Genomic DNA, 21,045 nt, shown 5'->3' with positions numbered 1-21,045 from the left:
CGCTACCACTGTGGATAAGCCACGGGTACAATCCGCCGACCATGAGTCGTCATCGTTCCAGGCCGCCCTCCCGCCGCGGCCGTCCATCCCGATCCCCGGCCAAGCGGGGCGCCGGCGCGCCAGGCAAGCTGCGCATCATCGGCGGACAATTTCGCCGACGGCAACTGCTCGTCGCCGACAGCCCGGGGTTACGCCCGACCCCCGATCGGGTCCGCGAGACCCTTTTCAACTGGCTGGCCCACGAGCTCGCCGGGGCCCGCGTGCTCGACCTTTACGCCGGCACCGGCGCACTGGGCCTGGAGTCGCTGTCGCGCGGCGCCCGCGAGACGCTGTTCGTGGAAGCCGTCCGCCCCGTGGCCCGCGCCATCGAGACCAACCTGGCCTCGCTGGGCGTGACCGGCCACGTGGTCGAGAACGACGTCATGGCCTTCCTGGCCGGTCAGGCAAGGCCCTTCGAGGTGGTCTTCCTCGACCCGCCCTTCCGCCAGCAGCGCGTCGCGCCGACCTGCCGGGCGCTGGAAGAGGCCGGCTGGCTGAGCGACCCGGCGTGGGTCTACGTCGAGCAGGAAGCCGGGGCCCCGGCCGAGGTGCCGGCCAACTGGACGTTGCACCGCGAAGTCGCCGCCGGAGACACCCACGGGCGGCTGTACAAGCGTCTGGCGTCGCCGCCGGGAGACGCTTGCCGAGCCCCGGACCACGGCGTACGCTGACGGCCAGCACGCCGCGCCGCATACAGTGATTCAGGCAAGCAATTCAGGAGAAACGGATGAGCAGCGAACTTTTCAATCAGCTCGAACAGAAGGTCGGCAACGCGATCGAATCGCTCGAGATGCTGAAGATGGAAACCGAGGAGCTGCGCGAGGAGAACGCCCGCCTCAAACAGGAACACGAGGAGTGGGAACGCCGCCTGAACGGCCTGCTGGCCCAGTTCCGCGAACTGGAGGGCAGCGAGAACGCGCAGAACCCGGTTTCCTGATCCGGGACGGCGAGTCGTCGTTGCCGGCAGCCGTCATCCGCTGCCGGCACCGACCGCTCCGAGCGCCCGCGACATCAACAGCGCATCCTCGCGCCGCCCGGCCTGCGCCGGGTAGTAGCCAGGACGTCGGCCGTCGAGGACGAAGCCCATGGCGCGATACAGCGCCTGGGCACCGTGGTTGGCGCCACGCACCTCCAGCAGTACCCGCTCACTCCCCCACGCCTCGGCGCTGGCGATCGCTCGCTCGAGCAACCGCCGGGCCACACCACGGCGGCGAACCCGCGGATCGACGGTGATCGCCTGGAGTTCGGCCTCGAAGGGCAATCGATAGAGAATCGCATGACCGATCAGCGCGCCCCGCCCGTCGTGTGCGCCCCAGCATTCGGCATGCCCGTCGTCGAGGGCCTCGCTGAGCCATGCCTCGCGCCAGGGGTGTGCCTGACCGTGATGCTCGAGCTCGACCAGCGCATCGATGTCACCGGGCTCCAGCCGGGTCAGTCGCAACTCAATCACCGCTCGCCCCGCCCTCGTCGGAAGGTTCCGCACCGCGACGCCAGGCCTCGCGCCACTCCCTCAGCATCGGCAGCAGGTCACGCTTGGCCCCGGCAGACGCCATCATGTCGTCCAGCGCGGGGCCGCGCCAGGCGGGAATTTCGAGCAACCGACTGCGCCCCTCGACGATACCGAGCACTTGCTCCAGGTCGTCATGCGCGCCGAACAGCAGCAACCGCTCGGGCTGCCAGCCACGCCGGCGGCGTCCCTCGATGAACGCACGCAGTCCCTCGCGGGCCTCCTCGAAAGGCGCCTGCGCCGGGATGCCCTCCATCAGCGGCCAACGGAAGGCCTCGAAGCTCGGCGGTTGCGCGGTCTCGATGCCGGCGGCCTTGAACAGGTTGGCCAGCAGCCGCTGGGCAGCGGACGACGGCGGGACGTCGCCGACCTGCAGGACCAGCCAGCGCCCTTCGAGCGCGGCGACCTGCAGCGTGAAGCGCAGCGCCTCGCCGGGGGCTTCGCCAACCTCGCGGGAAGCCTCCTCGACCTGCGGCTCGGCGGGCGTCGCCGGCTCGGGCTCACTGGCCGGCTCGCCGAGCAGCGCCCGGGCGCGCTTGACCGGCGGACTGACCGGCGCCGGCGCGGGGTCGGCCGGCGCCGAGGGGGACGGCGCGCCAGCCTCTCTGGCATCGTCGAGCAGCGCGTGCAGGCGTTCTGCCGGCGGCTGGCGCGGCTCGACGGGCGCTTCCCGCCATTCGCAGCGCGGCGTTTCCAGGGCGTTGGGCAGCCGGTAGCGGCTGACCCAGGCGGTCAGCCCCATCGCCTCCAGGTATTGCGAGCGCTGCGGTTCGCCCATGGGCCCGGCGACCGGCTCAGCGACCATTGCCGCCCCGGCAGTCGGGCGATTCGGGGCGCGCGTTGCCGCGGGCCTGCCATTCGGCGGGGGTATACAGATGCAGGGCCAGGGCATGCACCGGGCCGGACAGCTCGTCGGCCAGCGTGGCGTAGATCTGCTGGTGGCGCTTGACCGGCATCAGCCCGGCGAAACGCTCGGATACCAGCGTGACCTTGAAGTGGGTTTCCGAGTCGGCTGGCACATTATGCCGATGGCTCTCGTTCTCGACGGTCAGGTGGACCGGCTCGAGCGAGCGCAGCTTGTCTTCGATTCGTGCCTGAACACTCATGGTGTCTCCTCCCGGGTCGCAAGCGCTCCATTGTAACGCCTAAGCCCCGCACAGGATAAGCCGCGCGCTGGATAAGCCTCGCTCAAGCCGTCGCGTCGCGCCTCGCCAAGGGGATACGCCACAGGCTCAACGCCAGGGCCACGACGACGCAGGCGCAGCACAACCACAGCGCCAGCGACAGCGAGCCGAACGACAGCGCCAGCATCATGCCGACCATCGCGGTGCCCAGCGCCTGGCCGAAGGTCCGCACCGAGGCGAGTACGCCGGAGGCGTTGGCGCTATGCTCGAGCGCCACGCTGCCGATCATTTCGCGGTTGTTGGGCGCCTGGAAGATGCCGTAGCCGACCCCGCACAGCGCCACCCGCCAGACGATGTCCGCGGAGGCCGCCGCGTCGCCGAGCATCGCCAGCGACAGCATGCCGAGCAGGAAGAGGGCCAGCCCCAGCGACGAGATCAGCGTCGGGTTGAAACGATCCGCCAGGCGGCCGGCGAACGGGCCGGTGAGCATCAGCGCCAGCGGCCAGGGCGTGAACAGCACCGCCGCGGCGATCGGGCTCAGGCCCATCACGCTCTGGAACAGGAACGGCAGACCGACGAACGACGCCCCCTGGGCGATGAACGCCAGCATCGAGATCACCGCCGCCACGCTGAAGCGCGGCTCGCGAAAGATCTCCAGCGGCACCAGCGGGCTCATCGCGCGGCGCTGACGCCAGACGAACAGCGCCAGGCTGCCCAGGCTCGCCGCGAGCGGCAGTAGCGCCGCCGAACTGGCGCTGCCGTGGCCGACCCGATCGAGGGCGAACACGAACCCGCTGACCATGACCATCGACAGCAGCGCCCCGGGCCAGTCGAAGCGCCCCGCCTCGGGGGCCTCGCGGGGCAGCGCGCGCAGCGCCAGGGCCAGCGCGGCGATGCCGATCGGCACATTGATGGCGAACAGCCACGGCCAGCTCGCCAGATACAGGATGCCGCCGCCCAGCGACGGCCCGAAGGCGATGCCGAAGGCCACCACCAGCGCGCCCAGCCCGATCGCCGAGCCCAGCAGGCGTGGCGGGAAGATCACCCGATACATCGACGGGCCGATGCTCAGCATGGCCGCCGCGCCGATGCCCTGCACCATCCGCGACACCACCAGCCACTCGAAACTGCGCGACAGCGCGCAGGCCAGCGAGGCCAGCGTGAACAGGCCAAGCCCGCCGATATACAGCCGATGGCGGCCGATCCGCCGACTCAGCGCGGCAAACGCCAGCAGCGTCGAGGCGCTGACCAGCTGGTAGATGTTGGTGATCCATACCGCGCGGGATTCGCTGACGTCGAGTTCACGCGCCAGGGTCGGCAGCGCAATGTTGACGATGCCACCGTCGAACACCGCCATCAGGGTGCCCAGTACCAGCACCAGCATCGCCAGACGACGCTGCGGGCCGGGCAGGCCGGTGTCGCCGGGGCGGGTTTCGAACAGCCGGCTCATCAGCATGCCGAACGCTTCCGACCGCCGGCAGGTGCGAGCGGAACAGCTTCAGGGACGTGGCGGGGGTATCGCGAGCAACTCACCGACGCGTTCAGTCCTCGTCGGTTTCGAGCAGCAGCTCATCGTCGATATCGGAGATCTCGATGGGTTCGTCATCCTCGAGGTCGAGCGCCAGATAGCTGTGCTCGACCACCACGAAGCGCTCGAACAGTGCCCAGTCGAGACTATCGGGCCATTGCCGGGTATCTTCCTCCCAGGCCCGCAGCTCGTTCTCGAGAATGTCGATGTGACGCTCGCGCACATAGGCAGCGAGCGCCTCGGGCGTGTCCATCTCGGGAATCAGGTAGACGGTGCTTTCGCGATCGACGTCGTCGAGGGTCAGGTCGTCTTCGCCGACGGTCGGCTCCAGCGAATTGACCCAGTCGACGAACGCCTGGGTAGGCTTGACGCTCAGCGCGGAACGGTTGAGCAGTTTCATCGTCACTCTCCTCGACAGACGGGGTCCCAAGCGGCCGGGCCTGGGCAGACGCATCCGGGAACGCTTGCGGAAGCGGCAGCAGTGTCCCGACGGCGCGGCGCGCCATCGAAACGCCGCTCATTATGGGCGCTCGCGGCGCCGCTTACCAATATTTCCCGCGAGCCGCGAGCCGCGAGCCGCGAGCCGCGAGCCGCGAGCCGCGAGCATCAGGCTAGCCCGTAGCTCGCAGCCCGCAGCCCGTAGCTCGTAGCTCGTAGCTCGTAGCTCGTAGCTCGTAGCCCAGCCTCACTCCGGGCGCATGGCAGGAAACAGCAACACGTCGCGAATCGAGGCGCTGTCGGTGAACAGCATCACCAGCCGGTCGATGCCGATACCCTCGCCGGCGGTGGGCGGCAGGCCGTACTCCAGTGCGCGCACGTAGTCGGCATCGTAGTACATCGCCTCGAGATCGCCGGCGTTCTTCTCGGCGACCTGAGCGGCGAAGCGTTCGGCCTGATCCTCGGCGTCGTTGAGCTCCGAGAAGCCGTTGGCGATCTCGCGACCGCCGACGAAGAACTCGAAGCGGTCGGTGACGAACGGGTCGGCATCGTTGCGCCGCGCCAGCGGGCTGACCTCGGCCGGGTATTCGACGATGAAGGTCGGCTGATCGAGCCTGGCTTCGGCGACCTCCTCGAAGATCTCGGTCTGCAGCTTGCCCAGGCCCCAGCCGGGCTTGACCTGGATGCCGAGGCGCTCGGCGGTGGCCCGGGCCGCCTCCAGCGTATCAATGTCGCCGTCGGTCAGAGCGTCGCCATGTTCGAGAATCGCCTGGCGCAGCGTCAGGCGGCGAAACGGCCGGCCCAGGTCGTACTCGGTGCCCTGGTAGTTGAGCACGGTGGTGCCCAGCACTTCCTCGGCGGCGTTACGGATCATCGCCTCGGTCAGGTCGAGCAGGTCCTTGTAGTCCGCGTACGCCCAGTAGAACTCGAGCATGGTGAACTCGGGGTTGTGGCGCGTCGACAATCCCTCGTTGCGGAAATTGCGGTTGATCTCGAAGACCCGCTCGAAGCCGCCCACCACCAGCCGCTTGAGATACAGCTCCGGGGCGACGCGCAGGTACATGTCGATGTCCAGCGCATTGTGATGGGTGATGAACGGCCGTGCCGTGGCCCCGCCGGGGATCGGCTGGAGCATCGGCGTCTCGACCTCCATGAAACCGCGCGCCTCGAAGAAGCGGCGAATCGAGGCGATCACCCCGGCGCGCACCTCGAAGGCCCGGCGCGATTCGGGGTTCATGATCAGGTCGACATAGCGCTGACGGTAGCGTGCCTCCATGTCGGTCAGGCCGTGGAACTTGTCGGGCAGCGGGCGCAGGCTCTTGGTCAGCAGTTGCGCCTCGTCCATCTTGACGTACAGATCGCCCTTGCCGGACTTGTGCACCGGCCCGCGCGCGGCGACGATGTCGCCGATGTCCCAGCCCTTGACGTCGTCGAGCACCGCCTCGGGCAGGCCCTTCTTGTCGACGTAGAGCTGGATCTGACCGGAGACGTCCTGGATGACGATGAACGGCCCGCGCTTGCGCATGATACGCCCGGCGACCGCCGCCTGGCGGTCCATCGCCTCGAGCTCGGCCTTGTCCCTGTCGCCCAGCTCGGCCTGCAGCTCGACGGCCAGGCTGTCGCGGCGGAAGTCGTTGGGAAAGGCGCTACTGCCCCGGGCGGCCGCCTGCTCGCGGCGCGCGGCCAGCTTGGCGCGACGCTCGGCGATCAGGCGGTTCTCGTCCTGGGACTCGGGGGAAGATTGCGGATTGTCCTGATTCGCCATGTAGTCGCCTGTCAAAACTCTAGAATTGGGTTGGTTGGAGCCGCGAGCCGCGAGCTAGCTCGTAGCTCGTAGCTCGTAGCTAGAGACCCTGCTTCAAGCTGGCCACGATGTACTGATCCAGATCGCCGTCGAGCACCTTCTCGCAATTGCTCGACTGTACGCCGGTGCGCAGATCCTTGATGCGCTGGTCGTCGAGCACGTAGGAGCGGATCTGGCTGCCCCAGCCGATGTCGGACTTCGAGTCCTCGGCCTCCTGCTTGGCGGCGTTGCGCTTCTGCATCTCGAGCTCCCACAGCTTGGCCTTCAACTGCTTCATGGCGAAGTCGCGGTTGGCGTGCTGGCTGCGCTGGCTCTGGCACGACACGACGATGCCGCTGGGCTCGTGGGTGATGCGCACCGCCGAGTCGGTGGTGTTGACGTGCTGACCGCCGGCACCGCTGGAGCGGTAGGTGTCGGTGCGCAGGTCGGCCGGGTTGATCTCGACCTCGAAGCTGTCGTCGATCTCCGGCGACAGGAACACCGAGGCGAACGAGGTGTGGCGACGGCCGCCGGAGTCGAACGGGCTCTTGCGCACCAGTCGGTGCACGCCGGTCTCGGTGCGCAGCCAGCCGAAGGCGTACTCGCCCTGGACGTGCAGCGTCGCCGACTTGATGCCGGCCACCTCGCCGGAGGAGAGCTCGACGATATCGGTCTTGAAGCCGTGGTGCTCGCACCAGCGCAGGTACATGCGCAGCAGCATGTTGGCCCAGTCCTGCGCCTCGGTGCCGCCGGAGCCGGCCTGGATATCGAGATAGGCGTTGTTGGCGTCCATCTCGCCGGAAAACATGCGCCGGAATTCGAGCTTCTCGAGCGCCGCCTCGAGCTGGTCGAGCTCCTTGCGGACCTCGTCGACGGTGTCGTCGTCCTCTTCCATCACCGCCAGTTCCAGCAGGTCGGCATTGTCGCCGAGGCCCTGGTCCAGCTGGTCGATGGTGGCGACGATCTGCTCGAGCGTGGCGCGCTCCTTGCCCAGCTTCTGGGCATGGTCCGGGTCGTTCCAGACGTCGGGGTTCTCGAGCTCGCGGGTGACCTCTTCTAGCCGGTCCTTCTTCTCGGCATAGTCAAAGATACCCCCTCAGGACGTCTGTCCGTGCGGACAGGTCCTTGATCTGCTGGTTGATCGGATTGATCTCTTGCATGGTCATCCTGTGTCGGCGTGCGGTGACGTTCAGTAAAAAGCTGCAGTCAAAGGCGCCGGGCAGGAACCCGGCGCACGAGAAAAGACCGCCATTGTAGCCAACCCGGCGGGAAGCGTCATCCCGGGGCTGGCCCGCGCCGCCTGAACCTGCGGCCTGGAGGCCCCGATATCGGCCCCGATGCCGGCACGACACTCCCCGTACAACGTGAATGTGGTTTTCTTCACAAACGGCTCTCCAGCCCATGCGATGCCAGTGCCCGAACCGAAGGCGCTATGCGCTTTTTGCAACATGTCATGCAAAATTCAAAATGGACATGAAAGCGGCGTAGCGAGATGGTCTGACGAGTTCGTGACTTTAGCGAGCCCGCTAATGGCTTGCCGTCATCGCAACAACAACAACCAGCCAGGACTTGATATGTACTGCAAACGCCGTTCGCTGATCGCCGCCATCGCCCTGTCCTCCAGCCTGGTGGCCGGGCCGCTTTACGCCAAGGACCTGAACATCGGGGTCATGGGCGAGCTCGCCTCCTTCGATACTTCGCAGGTCTCCGGCGGGGTATGGGAATCGCAGATCCTCATGGACGTCTACGAGGGCCTGCTCAAGGAAAATCCCAAGGGCGAGGTCATGCCCGGCATGGCTACCGACTGGGAGGTCTCCGAGGACGGCAAGACCTATACCTTCCATCTGCGCGAGGGCGCCACCTGGTCCGATGGCGAGCCGGTCACCGCCGAGGACTTCGTGTTCGGCTGGCAGCATCTGCTCGACCCGGCCAGCGCCTCGAAGTACGCCTATCTGCTCTACCCGATCGAGAACGCCGAGTCGATCAACTCAGGCGACAAGCCCCTCGACGCGATCGGCGCCGAATCACTGGATGGCGGCAAGACCCTCGAGGTCACCCTCGAGTCGCCGACGCCGTTCTTCCTGCAGTTGCTGACCCACTACACCGCCTATCCGGTGCCCCAGCATGCCGTCGACGAGTACGGCAAGCAGTGGATCAAGATGGACAACATCGTCACCAACGGCGCCTTCAAGCCGGTCGAGTGGATCTCGCAGTCGCGCATCAGCGTCGAGAAGAACCCCGAATACTATGACGCCGACGAGGTCTCGCTGGATGGCGTCAACTACTTCACCACCGAGGATCGCAACGCCGCCATCTCGCGCTTTCGCGCCGGCGAGCTGGACATCATCCGCGACTACCCCTCGAGCCGCTATCAATGGCTGAAGGGCAACCTGCCGGACGCCACCCACCTGAGCCCGATGCTGGGTTCCTACTACTATGTGCTCAACAACCGCGAGGGCCGGCCGACCGCGGACGCGCGCGTGCGCGAAGCGCTCAACCTGGTGGTGCGGCGCAAGGTGCTGTCCGAGCAGATCATGGCCGGCAGCTTCAAGGACGCCTACTCGCTGGTCCCGCCGGGCACCAGCCATTACGACGTCCAGCGCATGGACGGCGTCGATGGCGACTACCAGGAGCGCCTGGCCAGGGCCAAGCAGCTGATCAAGGAGGCCGGCTACGGCCCCGACAATCCGCTGAACCTGCAGCTTCGCTACAACACCTCCGACGAACACAAGAAGATCGCCATTGCCCTGGCGGCAATGTGGAAGCCGCTCGGCGTCAACGTCGAGATGACCAACGCCGAGGCCACCGTCCACTATCAGACCATCCAGCAGGGCGACTTCGACATCGCCCGGGCCGGCTGGATCGCCGACTACAATGACGCCGAGAATTTCCTGACCCTGCTGCGCAGCAGCGTCGGCAACAACTACGGCGCCTACTCCAACCCCGAGTACGACACGCTGCTCGACCAGGCCGCCAATACCCTGGATCTCGACAAGCGCCAGCAGCTCCTGCAGCAGGCCGAGAACGTGGCGCTCGACGACTACGCCCTGGCGCCCCTGCTGTACTACGTGACGCGCAACCTGGTGAACCCGTCGATCAGCGGCTGGCAGGACAACGCCGAGGACGATCATCCCTCGCGCTGGGTGACCTTCACCGAGTAACAGCATTTTTTCACAACAGCCAGTGATGGGTGGACGCCGGTAGCAAACCGAAGCGAGGGTCATTCGTCAGGGATGACGAATGTAGCGCCCAAGGAGGGGTTCACAGCGCCCTCGCGCAGGCTTGCTAGCGGGTCAGTCCACCCCGCCATCCCAGTGATGCCCCATCCGAGGGCTGCGCCCGGACAATCCCATGCTGACCTATACGCTGAAACGGCTGCTGCAGGCCATCCCGACGATGCTGGTGGTGATCACCCTCTCGTTCTTCCTGATGCGCGTCGCCCCGGGCGGCCCGTTCGACGGCGAGCGCCAGTTGCCGCCCGAGATCGAGGCCAACCTCAAGGCGGCCTACCATCTCGACGAGCCGTTGCCGATGCAGTACCTGCGCTACATGGGCAACCTGCTGCAGGGCGATTTCGGGCCGTCGTTCAAGTACAAGGACTTCTCGGTCACCGAGCTGATCGCCCAGGGCTTCCCGGTGAGTCTCGAGATCGGCGGACTGGCGATCCTTCTCGCGCTGCTGCTCGGCCTGCCGCTGGGAATCATCGCCGCGCTCAGGCGCAACTCGGGCGTCGATTACGCGGTGATGGGGGTGGCGCTGGCCGGCATCGCGGTGCCCAACTTCGTGATCGCGCCGATCCTGGCACTGGTCTTCGGCGTGCTGCTCGCCTGGCTGCCGGCCGGCGGCTGGAACGGCGGCGCGCTGCCCAACCTGGTGCTGCCGGTGATCGCCCTGTCGATCCAGCAGATCGCCTACATCGCGCGGATGATGCGCGCCAGCATGATCGAGGTGCTCGGCAGCCACTACATTCGCACCGCGCGTGCCAAGGGGCTCTCCGAACGTCAGGTGATCTGGCGCCACGCCATCCGCCCGGCGCTTTTGCCGGTGACCTCCTACCTGGGCCCGGCGATCGCCGGGATCATCACCGGTTCGGTGGTGATCGAGCAGATCTTCGGCATCCCCGGCATCGGCCGCTACTTCGTGCAGGGCGCGCTCAACCGCGACTACACCCTGGTGATGGGCACGGTGGTGTTCTATGGCGCACTGATCGTGCTGATGAACCTGCTCGTCGACCTGCTCTATTCCGCGCTCGATCCGCAAATCCGCTATGACGACTGACCGGCCAGGGATGCAACGCCATGACCACTGATACCACGCCCTATAGCGGCCACAACATGTCGGGCGGCGCTCCGCCGGCCGGCGGAACGCCGCCCGGCAGCCCCAGCCCACCTACCGAGCCCGACCCCGAGGCCGGCGCGGTCGCCGGCGAGAGCCTCGGCCGGGACGCCTGGCGGCGACTCAGGCAGAACAGGGCGGCGATGGTCAGCCTGGTACTGCTGATCGCGATCGCCGCGGCCTGCCTGATCGGCCCCTACCTACTGCCCTGGGGGCTCGCCGAGGTCGACTGGAGCGCCTTCAACGCCGCGCCGAGCCTCGAGAGCGGCCATTTGCTGGGCACCGACGCCAACGGCCGCGACCTGCTCACCCGCACCCTCTACGGCGGCCGCGTGTCGCTGTCGGTGGCACTGGTGGCGAGCTTCGTCAGCCTGGTGATCGGGGTACTCTACGGCGCCATCTCCGGTTACGTCGGCGGGCGCCTGGACGGCTACATGATGCGCTTCGTCGACATCATGTACTCGCTGCCGTTCATGTTCCTGGTGATCCTGCTGATGGTGGTGTTCGGGCGCAACATCTTCCTGATCTACGCCGCCATCGGCGCGGTCGAATGGCTCGACATGGCGCGCATCGTGCGCGGCCAGACGCTGGCGCTCAAGCAGCGCGAGTTCATCGAGGCCGCCCACGCGCTGGGCGTGCGCGACCGCAAGATCGTCACCCGCCACCTGATTCCCAACGCCATCGGCCCGGTGATCGTCTACGTCACGCTCACCGTGCCCAAGGTCATCCTGCTCGAGAGCTTCCTGTCGTTCCTCGGCCTCGGCGTGCAGGAGCCGCTGACCAGCTGGGGCGTGCTGATTTCCGAAGGCACCGACATGATGCAGAGCGCACCGTGGCTGCTGCTGGTGCCGTCGCTGTTCCTCGCCACGACGCTGTTCTGTCTCAACTTCCTGGGCGATGGGTTGCGTGATGCCCTGGATCCGAAAACACGCTGAGGTGACCGTGGCTGACAATCTGCTTGAAATCGACAACCTGACGGTCGACTTCCAACTGCCCACCGGCACGGTCTCGGCGGTCAAGGGGGTGAGCTTTTCCATCCGGCCCGGCGAGACGCTGGCGCTGGTCGGCGAATCGGGCTCCGGCAAGTCGGTATCATCGACCGCCGCGATGCGCCTGCTGCCCGAGCTGGCCCGGACCTCGGGCGCCATCCGCTTCAAGGGCGAGGATCTGTTGAGCGTCACGCCCAGGCGCATGCGGCGCATCCGCGGCAATGCCATTTCGATGATCTTCCAGGAGCCGATGACCTCGCTCAACCCGCTGCACCGCATCGGCCGCCAGATCGCCGAGGTGCTGGAAAAGCACCGCGGACTTAAGGGTCGGCAGGCCCGCGCCAAGGTCGTCGAGCTGCTCGAGCAGGTGGGCATTCCCGAACCCGCCCGGCGCTCGCACAGCTACCCCTACGAGCTCTCCGGCGGCCAGCGCCAGCGGGCAATGATCGCCATGGCGCTGGCCTGCGAACCGGAACTGCTGATCGCCGACGAGCCGACCACCGCGCTCGACGTCACCGTCCAGGCGCAGATCCTGGCGCTGCTCAAGGACCTGCAGGCGCGCTACGGCATGGCGATCCTGTTCATCACCCACGATCTGGGGATCGTCCGCCACTTCGCCGACCGGGTGTGCGTGATGCGCCGCGGCGAGCTGGTCGAGAGCGGCACCACCGCCGAGGTGTTCGGCAACCCGCAGCACGACTATACCCGCATGCTGATCGATGCCGATCCCCACGGCCGCAAGGCGCCGGTCGACGAGACCATGCCGGTGCTGCTCGAGGCCAAGGACCTGCGGGTGCGCTTCGCGCTCAAGAAACGCCTGTTCCGCGACAGCGAGTACTTCGAGGCGGTCCGCGGCATCGACCTGACCATCCGCCGCGGGCAGACCGTGGGCATCGTCGGCGAGTCCGGCTCGGGCAAGTCGACACTCGGCCGGGCGCTGTTGCGCCTGCTCAAGAGCAGCGGCGATATCCGCTTCGGCGAAAGCGATATCGCCGCCCTCGACACTGCCGGCATGCGCCCGCTGCGCTCGCGCATGCAGGTGGTCTTCCAGGATCCCTTCGGCTCGCTGTCGCCGCGCATGACCGTCGGCGAGGTGATCAGCGAGGGGCTGCGCGTGCACCACCCGGAATTCAACCGCCGCCAGCGCGAAGCGCAGGTGATCGAGGCGTTGAAGGAAGTCGCGCTCGATCCGGCGATGCGCAACCGCTACCCCCACGAGTTCTCCGGCGGCCAGCGCCAGCGCATCGCCATCGCCCGGGCGCTGGTGCTCAAGCCGGAATTCCTGCTGCTCGACGAACCCACCTCGGCACTCGACCGCTCGGTGCAGGTCACGGTGATCGACCTGCTCCGCGACCTGCAGCAAAAGCACGGCCTGACCTACCTGTTCATCAGCCACGATCTCTCGGTGGTGCGTGCACTGGCCGACACCGTGCTGGTGATGAAGGAGGGCCAGGTCGTCGAGCGGGGTACGACCGAGGATATCTTCGCCAACCCCCGCGAGCGCTACACCCAGGAACTGATGAGGGCCGCCTTCGTCGACGCCGCCGCCTGAATGGAGCCAGCCACGACACCATCCACGAAAAACCCGGCCATTCGGCCGGGTTACTGGTCACCACGATAGCGCTTAGAAGCGGTAGGTCGCCTGCGCGCCGAAGCCATGGGCTTCGTTCTCGTAGTCAGCCTCGTAGGTTCCGCGGCTCGCCGACGCCTGACTGACCGGCGCGGTATCCTCGGTCAGGTAAGTATAGGCGACATCCAGCGTCAGATCGGGTGTCGGCGTCCAGCCGGCGCCCAGCGAGAAGATGGTGCGATCGCCGGAGGGTACGCGCACGGTGCGCACCTCGTCGCGAATCGGCGATTCGTCGTAGGCCACCCCACCGCGCAGCGTCCACGCCGGGTTGACGTGATAGGCCACGCCCAGGGCGTACTGCCAGGCGTCTTCATAGTCCTGGACTTCATCGATATCGACACCGAGATCGTTGTCGACGGTGAGGCGATCGAAGCTGCTCCACTTGACCAGCGCCGCACCGGCCATCACCGTCCAGCGCTCGTTGAGCTCATGGGTCACCGAGAAATCGATGGTTTCGGGCAGCGTGATATCCAGGCCCGCATCCCCAGCGCGACTCAACGTGGTCATGGCGCCACCGGTTGCCATGGCCAGCTCGCGGCTGAACACGTTCGAGGCATCTACCTCGCCTTCGAGTTCATAATCGACATCCGAACGATACGTCACGCCCAGGGTGGTCGATTCGACCGGCTTGTACATCATGCCGAAGGTAAAGCCGAATGCCTCGTCGTCGCCCTCGACATTGACGCTGCCCTCGCCCTGAGGGTTACCCAATGCCGCCGAGCCATCAGCCGTGGCGCTCTCCAGCTCCCCTTCGATACGGTTGTAGGTAATGCCGAAACCCGCCGAAAGCTGATCGCTGAACTTGACCGACAGGGTCGGCTGGACGGTCACCACCTTGACATCGCTGTAATTGCCGAAGTAACGCCCCTCGAAGTCATCCTCGTAATCGGTGACCACGCCGAACGGCGCGTAGACGCCCAGGCCGAAGTGCAGGTGATCATTGATCGGCTGCACGAAATAGCCGAACGGGATGGTCTTGCCGGGGACCATATCGCCTTCGTTGGAAGCGGGTGACACCGGCGTGCCCAGCGCCGTGGTCCCCGAGGCATTGTCGATATCGCTATTGACGTTCAGGTAGGTCGCCCCGGCGGTGACCTGGGCACGATCGAGAAACGACATGCCCGCCGGGTTGCCGAAGACGACCGAAGCATCGGTGACATTCGAGGTTCGGCCGGCGAACGCCGTGCCCTGCGCGCTGACGCTCTGCTCGTTGAGCTGGAAGGCACCGGCCGCGGCCTGACCCGAGACCAGCGTCGCCGAGGCAGCGGCGATCGCGATGGCGAGCTTGTTGATCTTGTTGTGCATGATGATTCGTTCCCTATTTCTTGAAGAGGCGGCGTGATGATTATGTTGCCCATACCAGACAATGGCGGTCCTAGTCGTTTTGGCCGATCGAGGTAATCAAGTCAAGAACAAACGGCCGTTTCAATCCACTGAAACACCTATCCTTTGGTCGAACGCAAGCCCCCTCCTCTTCACCAAGCCAGGCGTCACGCCGGATAGCGCCGAATTGCGCCCATCACCGCGACGGCGCGGGCCGGCCGGCTACCTTTGACCTTGACCTATTTGTTACCCACAGGTTTTAGACTGATGGCATGAGCCTCGCCAAGGAGAGCGTCATGAAAGTCATCGAACTGGCCCGCAGCGCCGGCGTCACCGCGGAGACGGTGCGCCATTACACCCGCGAGGGGCTACTGCACCCTGAACGCGACCCGCACAACGGCTATCAGCGCTACGGAGAGGACTCGCTGACCCGGCTGCGTTTCATCCAGCGCGCCCGCACGCTGGGCTTCAGCCTCAGGGAGATCGGCGAGATCCTCGGCCACGCCGACCATGGCGATTCGCCATGTCCGATGGTTCGCGACCTGCTCGCCGCACGCCTGCCCGAGATCAGGCAGCGCATCAGCGAACTCGAGCAATTGGCAGCGCGCATGGAAAGCGCGCTGAGCAATTGGGCCGATATGCCGGATGGCGCGCCCGACGGCAACACCATCTGCCAGTTGATCGAGCACTGGAATCAGCCGCGCCAGTCAAAAGAGGAGCGCTCATGAGCGAGACCGTCGAACAACGCGCAACGACCTGGTCGCTGGCCCTCGACGGCCTGACCTGCGGCGGCTGCGTGGCCCGCACGCGACGCGCCCTCGAAGCCCTGGACGAGCGAGCCGGGATCGAACTCGACACTCGCCTGGCACGGGTCACCACCGAGCGCGGGCTGGATGAGGTCATTGCGGCGATCCACGGCGCCGGCTATCAAGCAAGCCACATGCCCTGCGCGCCGCTGGCACTGCGCGCCCGGGGAATCAGTTGCCAAGGCTGCGTGAGCAAGATACGCCGCGCCATCCAGGCCCGCGACGACGCTGCCGAATTGCAGGGCGAGCCCGCCCACGGCTGGCTCAGCGTGACCAGCCGTTTGCCGAGTGCAGCGATCGTCGACGCGGTGCGCGAGGCCGGGTTCGACGCCGAGCCCGCCGTCTTTACCCGTCGCGAGCGCACGATCCCGAGCATGTCGTGCCAGGCCTGCGTCAAGCGCCTGCGCGAAGCGATCCAGAGTCGCGATCCGCTGGCACGGGTCACCGGCGATCCCGAACAGCAGCGGTTGAGCGTCGAAAGCTACCTGCCCGATGGCCTGCTCGACGCCACGCTGGGCGAGGCCGGCTACCCACCGGACGAGAGCGGCGGACAAGCCCGCGAGCGTATTCCTGCCGACCAGCCCCAGGCCGCCCCTCAGGATGCACGTGAGCCCGCTTCGCAACCGCGCCAGAGCATCGAACTGGCGCTTTCCGGCATCACCTGCGCCAGCTGCGTGCGCACCATCCAGCAGGCGCTGGACCGGGTCGAGGGCGTCGAACGCGCCGAGGTCAACTTCGCCACCCGCGGCGCCACCGTCAGCGGGCGCGTTTCGGCGTCGACGCTGATCGCCGCTGTCGAGGCTGTCGGTTACGGCGCCGAGGTCGTCGAGGACATCGAGCGCGGCGAGGCCAAGCGCGAGGACAACGAGGCCCGCGAATACCGCAGCCGGCTACGCGACACCTGGCTGGCGCTGGCTCCCGGCCTGGTGCTGATGCTGTCGATGTTCTTCCACCACCCGATGCTCGAGGGCATCGAGCGCTGGGCATGGGTCGGCGTGGGGCTGGCCACGCTGGGGGTTCTGGCCAGCGCCGGCCGGGTATTCTTCGTCGGCGCGTTCAAGGCGTTGCGCCACCGCCAGGCCAACATGGACATGCTGGTGGCGCTGGGCACCGGCGTTGCCTGGCTCTATTCGATGGTCGTCGCGCTGGCCCCCGGGATCGTCCCCGAGGCCGCCCGGGCGCTGTATTTCGAGGCCTCGCTGATGATCGTCGGGCTGATCAGCCTCGGCCAGGCAATCGAGGTACGTGCCCGCGGACGCACCTCCCAGGCGCTCAAGCACCTGCTCGACCTGCGTCCGCGCACCGCACGGGTGATCCGCGACGGCCAGGACCGGGATATTCCCATCGACGCGGTGGTCGTGGGCGACCTGCTGCGGGTTCGACCCGGCGAGCGCCTGCCGGTCGACGGCGAGGTGAGCGAAGGCGAAAGCTTCGTCGACGAATCGACCCTCACCGGCGAGCCGATGCCGGTTGCCAAGCGTGCCGGCGACGAGCTGGCTGCCGGCACGGTGAACGGCAAGGGCTCGCTGGTCTACCGCGCCACCCGGGTCGGGGCGCATACGCGTCTGGCACGGATCATCGAACAGGTTCGCGACGCCCAGAACTCGCGCCCGCCGATCAGCCGACTGGCCGATCGGGTCGCCGCGGTGTTCGTACCCGCGGTAATGATCATCGCGGTGATCACCGCACTGGTCTGGTTCAACCTCGGCCCCGAGCCGCGCATCATCCACATGCTGGTCGCCGCCACCACCGTGCTGATCATCGCCTGCCCCTGCGCGCTGGGCCTGGCCACACCGATCTCGACCATGATCGGAGTCGGCAAGGCCGCCGAATACGGGGTACTGATCCGCCATGGCGAGGCGCTGCAGAATGCCAGCCGCCTGACCACGCTGGTGGTCGACAAGACCGGCACGCTCACCGAGGGCCAGCCACGGGTCACCGACTGGCAGGCGTACGGTGACGAGGGCCAGGCATTGAGTGCGGCACTGGCGCTGGAGCGCGGTTCGGAACATCCGCTGGCCGCGGCACTGGTCGATTTCGCCGAAGCCCGTGGCGCAGCGCCGGCGAGTATCGATGGTTTCGCCTCGCTGACCGGACGCGGGGTCGCCGCCAGCGGCGCTCACGCGGAGCGCCTGCTGCTGGGCAACGCGGCGCTGATGCGCGACGAAGGCATCGATATCGCGCCCGCCCACGACGCCGTGGCCGGTTACCAGGCCCAGGCCGATACCGTGGTCTACCTGGCCATCGACGGCGCGCTGGCGGCACTGTTCGCGATCGCCGATCCGCTGCGCGAGGACGCCGTCGCGGCCATCGCACGGCTGCGCGGCGAGGGACTCGAGGTGGTGATGCTGACCGGCGATGCCGAGCCCACCGCCGCGGCCATCGCCCGCCAGGCCGGTATCGACGACTTCCGCGCCGACCTGCTGCCCGAAGACAAGCATGCCGCCATCGAGCGCCTGCAGGCGGCGGGCGAAGTCGTCGGCATGGTCGGCGACGGCATCAACGACGCCCCGGCGCTGGCACGCGCCGATGTCGGCTTCGCCATCGGCCAGGGCACCGACGTGGCCATCGAGTCGGCGGGAATCGCGCTGATGCGTGATTCGCTGCACGGCGTGGCCGACGCCATCGCCATCAGCCGCGCGGCGCTTTCCAATATCAAGCAGAACCTGTGGGGCGCATTCGGCTACAACATGCTGGGCATTCCCATCGCCGCGGGGGTTCTCTACCCGGCCACCGGCATGCTGCTGTCGCCGGTGATCGCCGCCGTGGCGATGTCGCTGTCCTCGGTGACCGTGGTCAGCAACGCCAACCGGCTGCGGCTGTTCAAGCCCGCCAGCGCCAAGGAGAAGACATGAGCCTGATCGTCAATCTCGCCGGCGTCGTACTGATCGCGGCGATCGTCTGGTGGTTCTGGTGGCCCCGGGACTGAGACTCGCACCTTTCATGAGGCGCGAGTTGACAATCATCGGGCATTAATTTAGCATGCTAACAATATTGCGAAGTTCCTTCGGCAACATCCGTCCCGGTGTTGCCGCTTTTTGCCCTCCCCCCTCTATCCTCTCTTCGCCCCTCGACTCACTGCGGACCGTCATTGCTATGCTGCAGGGACATTCAGCGAGGGACGATTATGCCAACACTCAACGGCGTTCTCGAGACGGCGCTCTACGTCGCCGACATGCCGCGTGCCCGCGACTTCTTCGAAACGGTGATGGGGCTTGCGCCGTTCACCGCCGACCATCGCTTCACCGCCTACGATGTCGGCAACCGGACGGTACTGCTGCTGTTCCTGCACGGCGAGACCGGACAGACCGTCGTCCTGCCGGAAGGGATGGGCACCATCCCGCCGCACGACGGTAATGGCCGCCTCCATATGGCGCTGGCCATCGACGCCGACCAGCTCGGCGCCTGGGAAGCGCGGCTCGCCGAACACGATATCGCCATCGAAGGCCGCACCCACTGGCCCCGCGGCGGCGAGAGCCTCTACTTCCGCGACCCCGACGGCCATCTGCTGGAACTGGCCACCCCCGGCGTGTGGCCGAGTTACTAATCAAGCGGGAAGATCGGCGCTTTGCGCCTGGAAGAATCCCAGGAAGGAGAATCATTATCGGCTTCGAGCTTCGAGCTTCGAGCTTCGAGCTTCGAGCTTCGAGCTTCGAGCTTCGAGCTTCGAGCTTCGAGCTTCGAGCTTCGAGCTTCGAGCTTCGAGCTTCTTCCTACTTGCCTCTTCCGACTTCAATCGGCTCGGCATGCTCAATCATCAGTTGCAACGACTCCCGCCCCTTCCAGCGGTTGCGCGACAGCTTGTAGGCGCAGCGCAGCCGCGCGCCGAGATCGAAGGCCGGCAGCTCGCCGGGGGTCAGCGCACGAAACCAGATCGCCCGGACACTGGCCGTGCCCTGGGTCAGGGTGAGCATCAGATGGCTGCCGTCGGCGCCGACCACGCGCAGGCTGTCGACCAGGAACTCGCCGTCGAACAGCGGCGCATCGAATTCGCGGCCGAATGGTGCCAGCCGCTCGAGTTCATCGAGGGTGGTCAGACACAGCTGCGCCGCCAGCAACTCGCCGTCGGTATACACGCAGGGGTACAGCTCGCACTCGCCGAGCTGTTCAAAGACCGCCTGACGCAGCGCGGTCGAGAATGCCGGGAGCCGTTCGCGGGGCACGCCGACGCCCGCCGCGCCGCGGTGGCCGCCGAAGCGCGGCAGGGCGTCCGGCGCCAGTTCGAAGGCACGCTGCAGCGCGTCGCGCAGATGCAGGCCGTCGATCGAGCGCCCCGAGCCGGTGAGCATGCCCGGGGCGACCGCCGGAGTCAGCACCAGTGCCGGACGCCCGAAGGCCTGGACCAGTCGCGAGGCGACGATGCCCTGCACCCCGGCGTGGCCATCCTCGAGATGCACGATCAACACCCGCGCGCCCTCGGCGATCTGGGCCATCGCCCGCTCGCGGGCGAGCTCGGTCATGTCGGCCTCGATCGCCTTGCGCGATTGATTGTCCTGATCGAGTACCTCGAGATGCTCGCGGGCGCTGGCGTCATCGGCGGCGAGCATGAAGTGCAGCGCCGCATAGGGGTCGTCGAGCCGCGAGCGGGCGTTGATCCGCGGGCCCATCTGGAAGGCCAGCGTCTCGGCGTCGAACGGCGTGCTGTCGGCGCCCAGGCGCTCGGCCATCACCCGCCAGCAGGGCGACTCCATGCGATTGATCAGCGCCAGCCCCTGGGTCACCACGGCGCGATTGATGGCGCTGCCGCCCAGCGAGACGCAATCAGCGACGGTGCCCAGCGCCACGTAGGAGAGCCACGGCGACAGCTTGGGCGTCGACGGCGAGGCATGGCCGATCTCGATCAGCACCGCGCGGGTCAGCGACATCAATAGCCAGGCGACCATGCAGCCGGCGATGGTCGGGTCGGGGAAGTCGCAGTCCTCGCGGGTCGGGTTGATGGTGGCATAGGCCGAGGCCGGCGGCCCCTCCACCGGCAGGGCGTGGTGGTCGCTGACGATCACCTCGATGCCGGCCTCGCGAAGCCGGGCGATGCGCGGCTCGTCCGAGCTGCCGCAGTCGGCGGTGATGATCACGCTGGGTCGCGGCGACAGCGCCAGTGCGCGCTCGACCAGCGGCAGGCTGATGCCGTAGCCGTCGTTGATGCGGTGGCCGATCAGGCTGTGCAGCTTGCAGGCCGGCACCCCGAAAAGCTCGTTCAGGGTTCGCAGGATCACCACGTGCGAGGTGATGCCGTCGACGTCGTAATCGGTGAGGATGCCGATATGCTCGCCCTCGGCGACCGCCCGGGCGATGCGCTCGGCGCCGCGCCGGGCGTCGGCCAGCCGTTCGGGGTGTTCGAGATGGCGCAGGCTGGGCGTCACCAGCGGCCCCAGCTCGCCCCGGTAGCCGGCGAGCCGCCCGGCGAGGATGCGCGCCTGCAGCTCGGAGAGCCCCGCCTCGAGCCCGCGCTGGTAGAGCGCCTCGTCGCGCGGACGCGCCAGGATGCGCCGGGTCAGCAGGTCGCTTTTGGGGGATTCGGTGATGACAGCGGGCACGATGGCTCC

18 protein-coding genes are annotated in these 21,045 nt (G+C 67.2%); 9 read left to right on the top strand and 9 right to left on the bottom strand.

What is annotated here, in order from left to right:
• Positions 1 to 41: 41 nt before the first annotated feature.
• The gene (gene rsmD / locus HR9077_RS19435) at positions 42 to 710 is read left to right on the top strand and encodes a 16S rRNA (guanine(966)-N(2))-methyltransferase RsmD (RefSeq protein WP_136068954.1); all 669 of its coding nucleotides are present in this window, start codon (positions 42 to 44) and stop codon (positions 708 to 710) included.
• A 56-nt stretch (positions 711 to 766) separates the two neighbouring features.
• Positions 767 to 976 carry a cell division protein ZapB gene (locus tag HR9077_RS19430; protein ID WP_136068953.1) on the top strand — a complete coding sequence of 70 codons (210 nt, stop codon included), beginning with the start codon at positions 767 to 769 and terminating at the stop codon, positions 974 to 976.
• A gap of 33 nt (positions 977 to 1,009) precedes the next feature.
• Here HR9077_RS19430 and rimI read toward each other — a convergent pair whose 3' ends face one another.
• The 7 genes from rimI to prfB all read right to left on the bottom strand — a co-directional run bounded on the left by rimI (position 1,010) and on the right by prfB (position 7,579).
• Positions 1,010 to 1,489, bottom strand: a complete 480-nt coding sequence (gene rimI, locus HR9077_RS19425) for a ribosomal protein S18-alanine N-acetyltransferase (protein WP_244613376.1) — start codon at positions 1,487 to 1,489, stop codon at positions 1,010 to 1,012.
• Positions 1,482 to 2,351 carry a hypothetical protein gene (locus tag HR9077_RS19420; RefSeq protein WP_136068952.1) on the bottom strand — a complete coding sequence of 290 codons (870 nt, stop codon included), beginning with the start codon at positions 2,349 to 2,351 and terminating at the stop codon, positions 1,482 to 1,484. The genes rimI and HR9077_RS19420 overlap by 8 nt, the downstream gene beginning before the upstream one ends.
• Positions 2,341 to 2,652, bottom strand: a complete 312-nt coding sequence (locus HR9077_RS19415; protein WP_136068951.1) for a BolA family protein — start codon at positions 2,650 to 2,652, stop codon at positions 2,341 to 2,343. Before HR9077_RS19415 ends, HR9077_RS19420 begins: the two co-directional genes overlap by 11 nt.
• Before the next feature lie 82 nt (positions 2,653 to 2,734).
• Positions 2,735 to 4,126, bottom strand: coding sequence for an MFS transporter (locus HR9077_RS19410; protein WP_136068950.1), 1,392 nt, complete (start codon positions 4,124 to 4,126; stop codon positions 2,735 to 2,737).
• Positions 4,127 to 4,211: 85 nt separating this feature from the next.
• Entirely contained in the window at positions 4,212 to 4,598 is a 387-nt protein-coding gene (locus HR9077_RS19405; protein ID WP_136068949.1) for a hypothetical protein, read from the bottom strand.
• 285 nt (positions 4,599 to 4,883) lie between these two features.
• Positions 4,884 to 6,401, bottom strand: a complete 1,518-nt coding sequence (gene lysS, locus HR9077_RS19400; protein WP_136068948.1) for a lysine--tRNA ligase — start codon at positions 6,399 to 6,401, stop codon at positions 4,884 to 4,886.
• A 79-nt stretch (positions 6,402 to 6,480) separates the two neighbouring features.
• Positions 6,481 to 7,579, bottom strand: a protein-coding gene (prfB, locus tag HR9077_RS19395; protein ID WP_136068947.1) for a peptide chain release factor 2 whose coding sequence is annotated in 2 segments (ribosomal slippage) — positions 6,481 to 7,503 and positions 7,505 to 7,579 — 1,098 coding nt in all. Because the reading frame shifts where the segments join, the coding sequence is not laid out codon by codon here.
• Positions 7,580 to 7,993: 414 nt separating this feature from the next.
• Here prfB and HR9077_RS19390 point away from each other — a divergent pair.
• The 4 genes from HR9077_RS19390 to HR9077_RS19375 all read left to right on the top strand — a co-directional run bounded on the left by HR9077_RS19390 (position 7,994) and on the right by HR9077_RS19375 (position 13,295).
• The gene (locus HR9077_RS19390; protein ID WP_136068946.1) at positions 7,994 to 9,580 is read left to right on the top strand and encodes a peptide ABC transporter substrate-binding protein; all 1,587 of its coding nucleotides are present in this window, start codon (positions 7,994 to 7,996) and stop codon (positions 9,578 to 9,580) included.
• A gap of 190 nt (positions 9,581 to 9,770) precedes the next feature.
• Entirely contained in the window at positions 9,771 to 10,697 is a 927-nt protein-coding gene (oppB, locus tag HR9077_RS19385) for an oligopeptide ABC transporter permease OppB (RefSeq protein ID WP_136068945.1), read from the top strand.
• 20 nt (positions 10,698 to 10,717) lie between these two features.
• Positions 10,718 to 11,689, top strand: a complete 972-nt coding sequence (locus HR9077_RS19380; RefSeq protein ID WP_244613375.1) for an ABC transporter permease — start codon at positions 10,718 to 10,720, stop codon at positions 11,687 to 11,689.
• A 7-nt stretch (positions 11,690 to 11,696) separates the two neighbouring features.
• Complete coding sequence (locus HR9077_RS19375; protein WP_136068944.1) at positions 11,697 to 13,295, top strand: ABC transporter ATP-binding protein; 1,599 nt, start codon at positions 11,697 to 11,699, stop codon at positions 13,293 to 13,295.
• A 72-nt stretch (positions 13,296 to 13,367) separates the two neighbouring features.
• Here the strand turns inward: HR9077_RS19375 and HR9077_RS19370 are convergent, their stop codons facing one another.
• Positions 13,368 to 14,678 (bottom strand): OmpP1/FadL family transporter, encoded by a 1,311-nt coding sequence (locus tag HR9077_RS19370; RefSeq protein ID WP_136068943.1) that lies wholly within the window; start codon positions 14,676 to 14,678, stop codon positions 13,368 to 13,370.
• Positions 14,679 to 14,992: 314 nt separating this feature from the next.
• On the opposite strand from HR9077_RS19370, the gene HR9077_RS19365 reads away from it, so the two are divergent.
• The 3 genes from HR9077_RS19365 (at position 14,993) to HR9077_RS19355 (ending at position 19,049) form a co-directional block, all read left to right on the top strand.
• Positions 14,993 to 15,424, top strand: coding sequence for a MerR family transcriptional regulator (locus tag HR9077_RS19365; protein ID WP_136068942.1), 432 nt, complete (start codon positions 14,993 to 14,995; stop codon positions 15,422 to 15,424).
• Positions 15,421 to 18,357 carry a heavy metal translocating P-type ATPase gene (locus tag HR9077_RS19360; protein ID WP_348532938.1) on the top strand — a complete coding sequence of 979 codons (2,937 nt, stop codon included), beginning with the start codon at positions 15,421 to 15,423 and terminating at the stop codon, positions 18,355 to 18,357. The genes HR9077_RS19365 and HR9077_RS19360 overlap by 4 nt, the downstream gene beginning before the upstream one ends.
• A 272-nt stretch (positions 18,358 to 18,629) precedes the next feature.
• Positions 18,630 to 19,049 (top strand): VOC family protein, encoded by a 420-nt coding sequence (locus HR9077_RS19355; RefSeq protein ID WP_136068941.1) that lies wholly within the window; start codon positions 18,630 to 18,632, stop codon positions 19,047 to 19,049.
• A gap of 166 nt (positions 19,050 to 19,215) precedes the next feature.
• Here the strand turns inward: HR9077_RS19355 and HR9077_RS19350 are convergent, their stop codons facing one another.
• On the bottom strand, positions 19,216 to 21,036 hold the full coding sequence (locus HR9077_RS19350) for a single-stranded-DNA-specific exonuclease RecJ (RefSeq protein WP_136068940.1): 1,821 nt from the start codon (positions 21,034 to 21,036) through the stop codon (positions 19,216 to 19,218).
• Positions 21,037 to 21,045: the final 9 nt, after the last annotated feature.

This window comes from Modicisalibacter radicis, assembly GCF_900961225.1.
In the GTDB taxonomy this organism is placed as follows: domain Bacteria; phylum Pseudomonadota; class Gammaproteobacteria; order Pseudomonadales; family Halomonadaceae; genus Modicisalibacter.
Note: the sequence above shows the minus strand (reverse complement) of the source record. Positions and strands in the feature narration are given on the sequence as shown.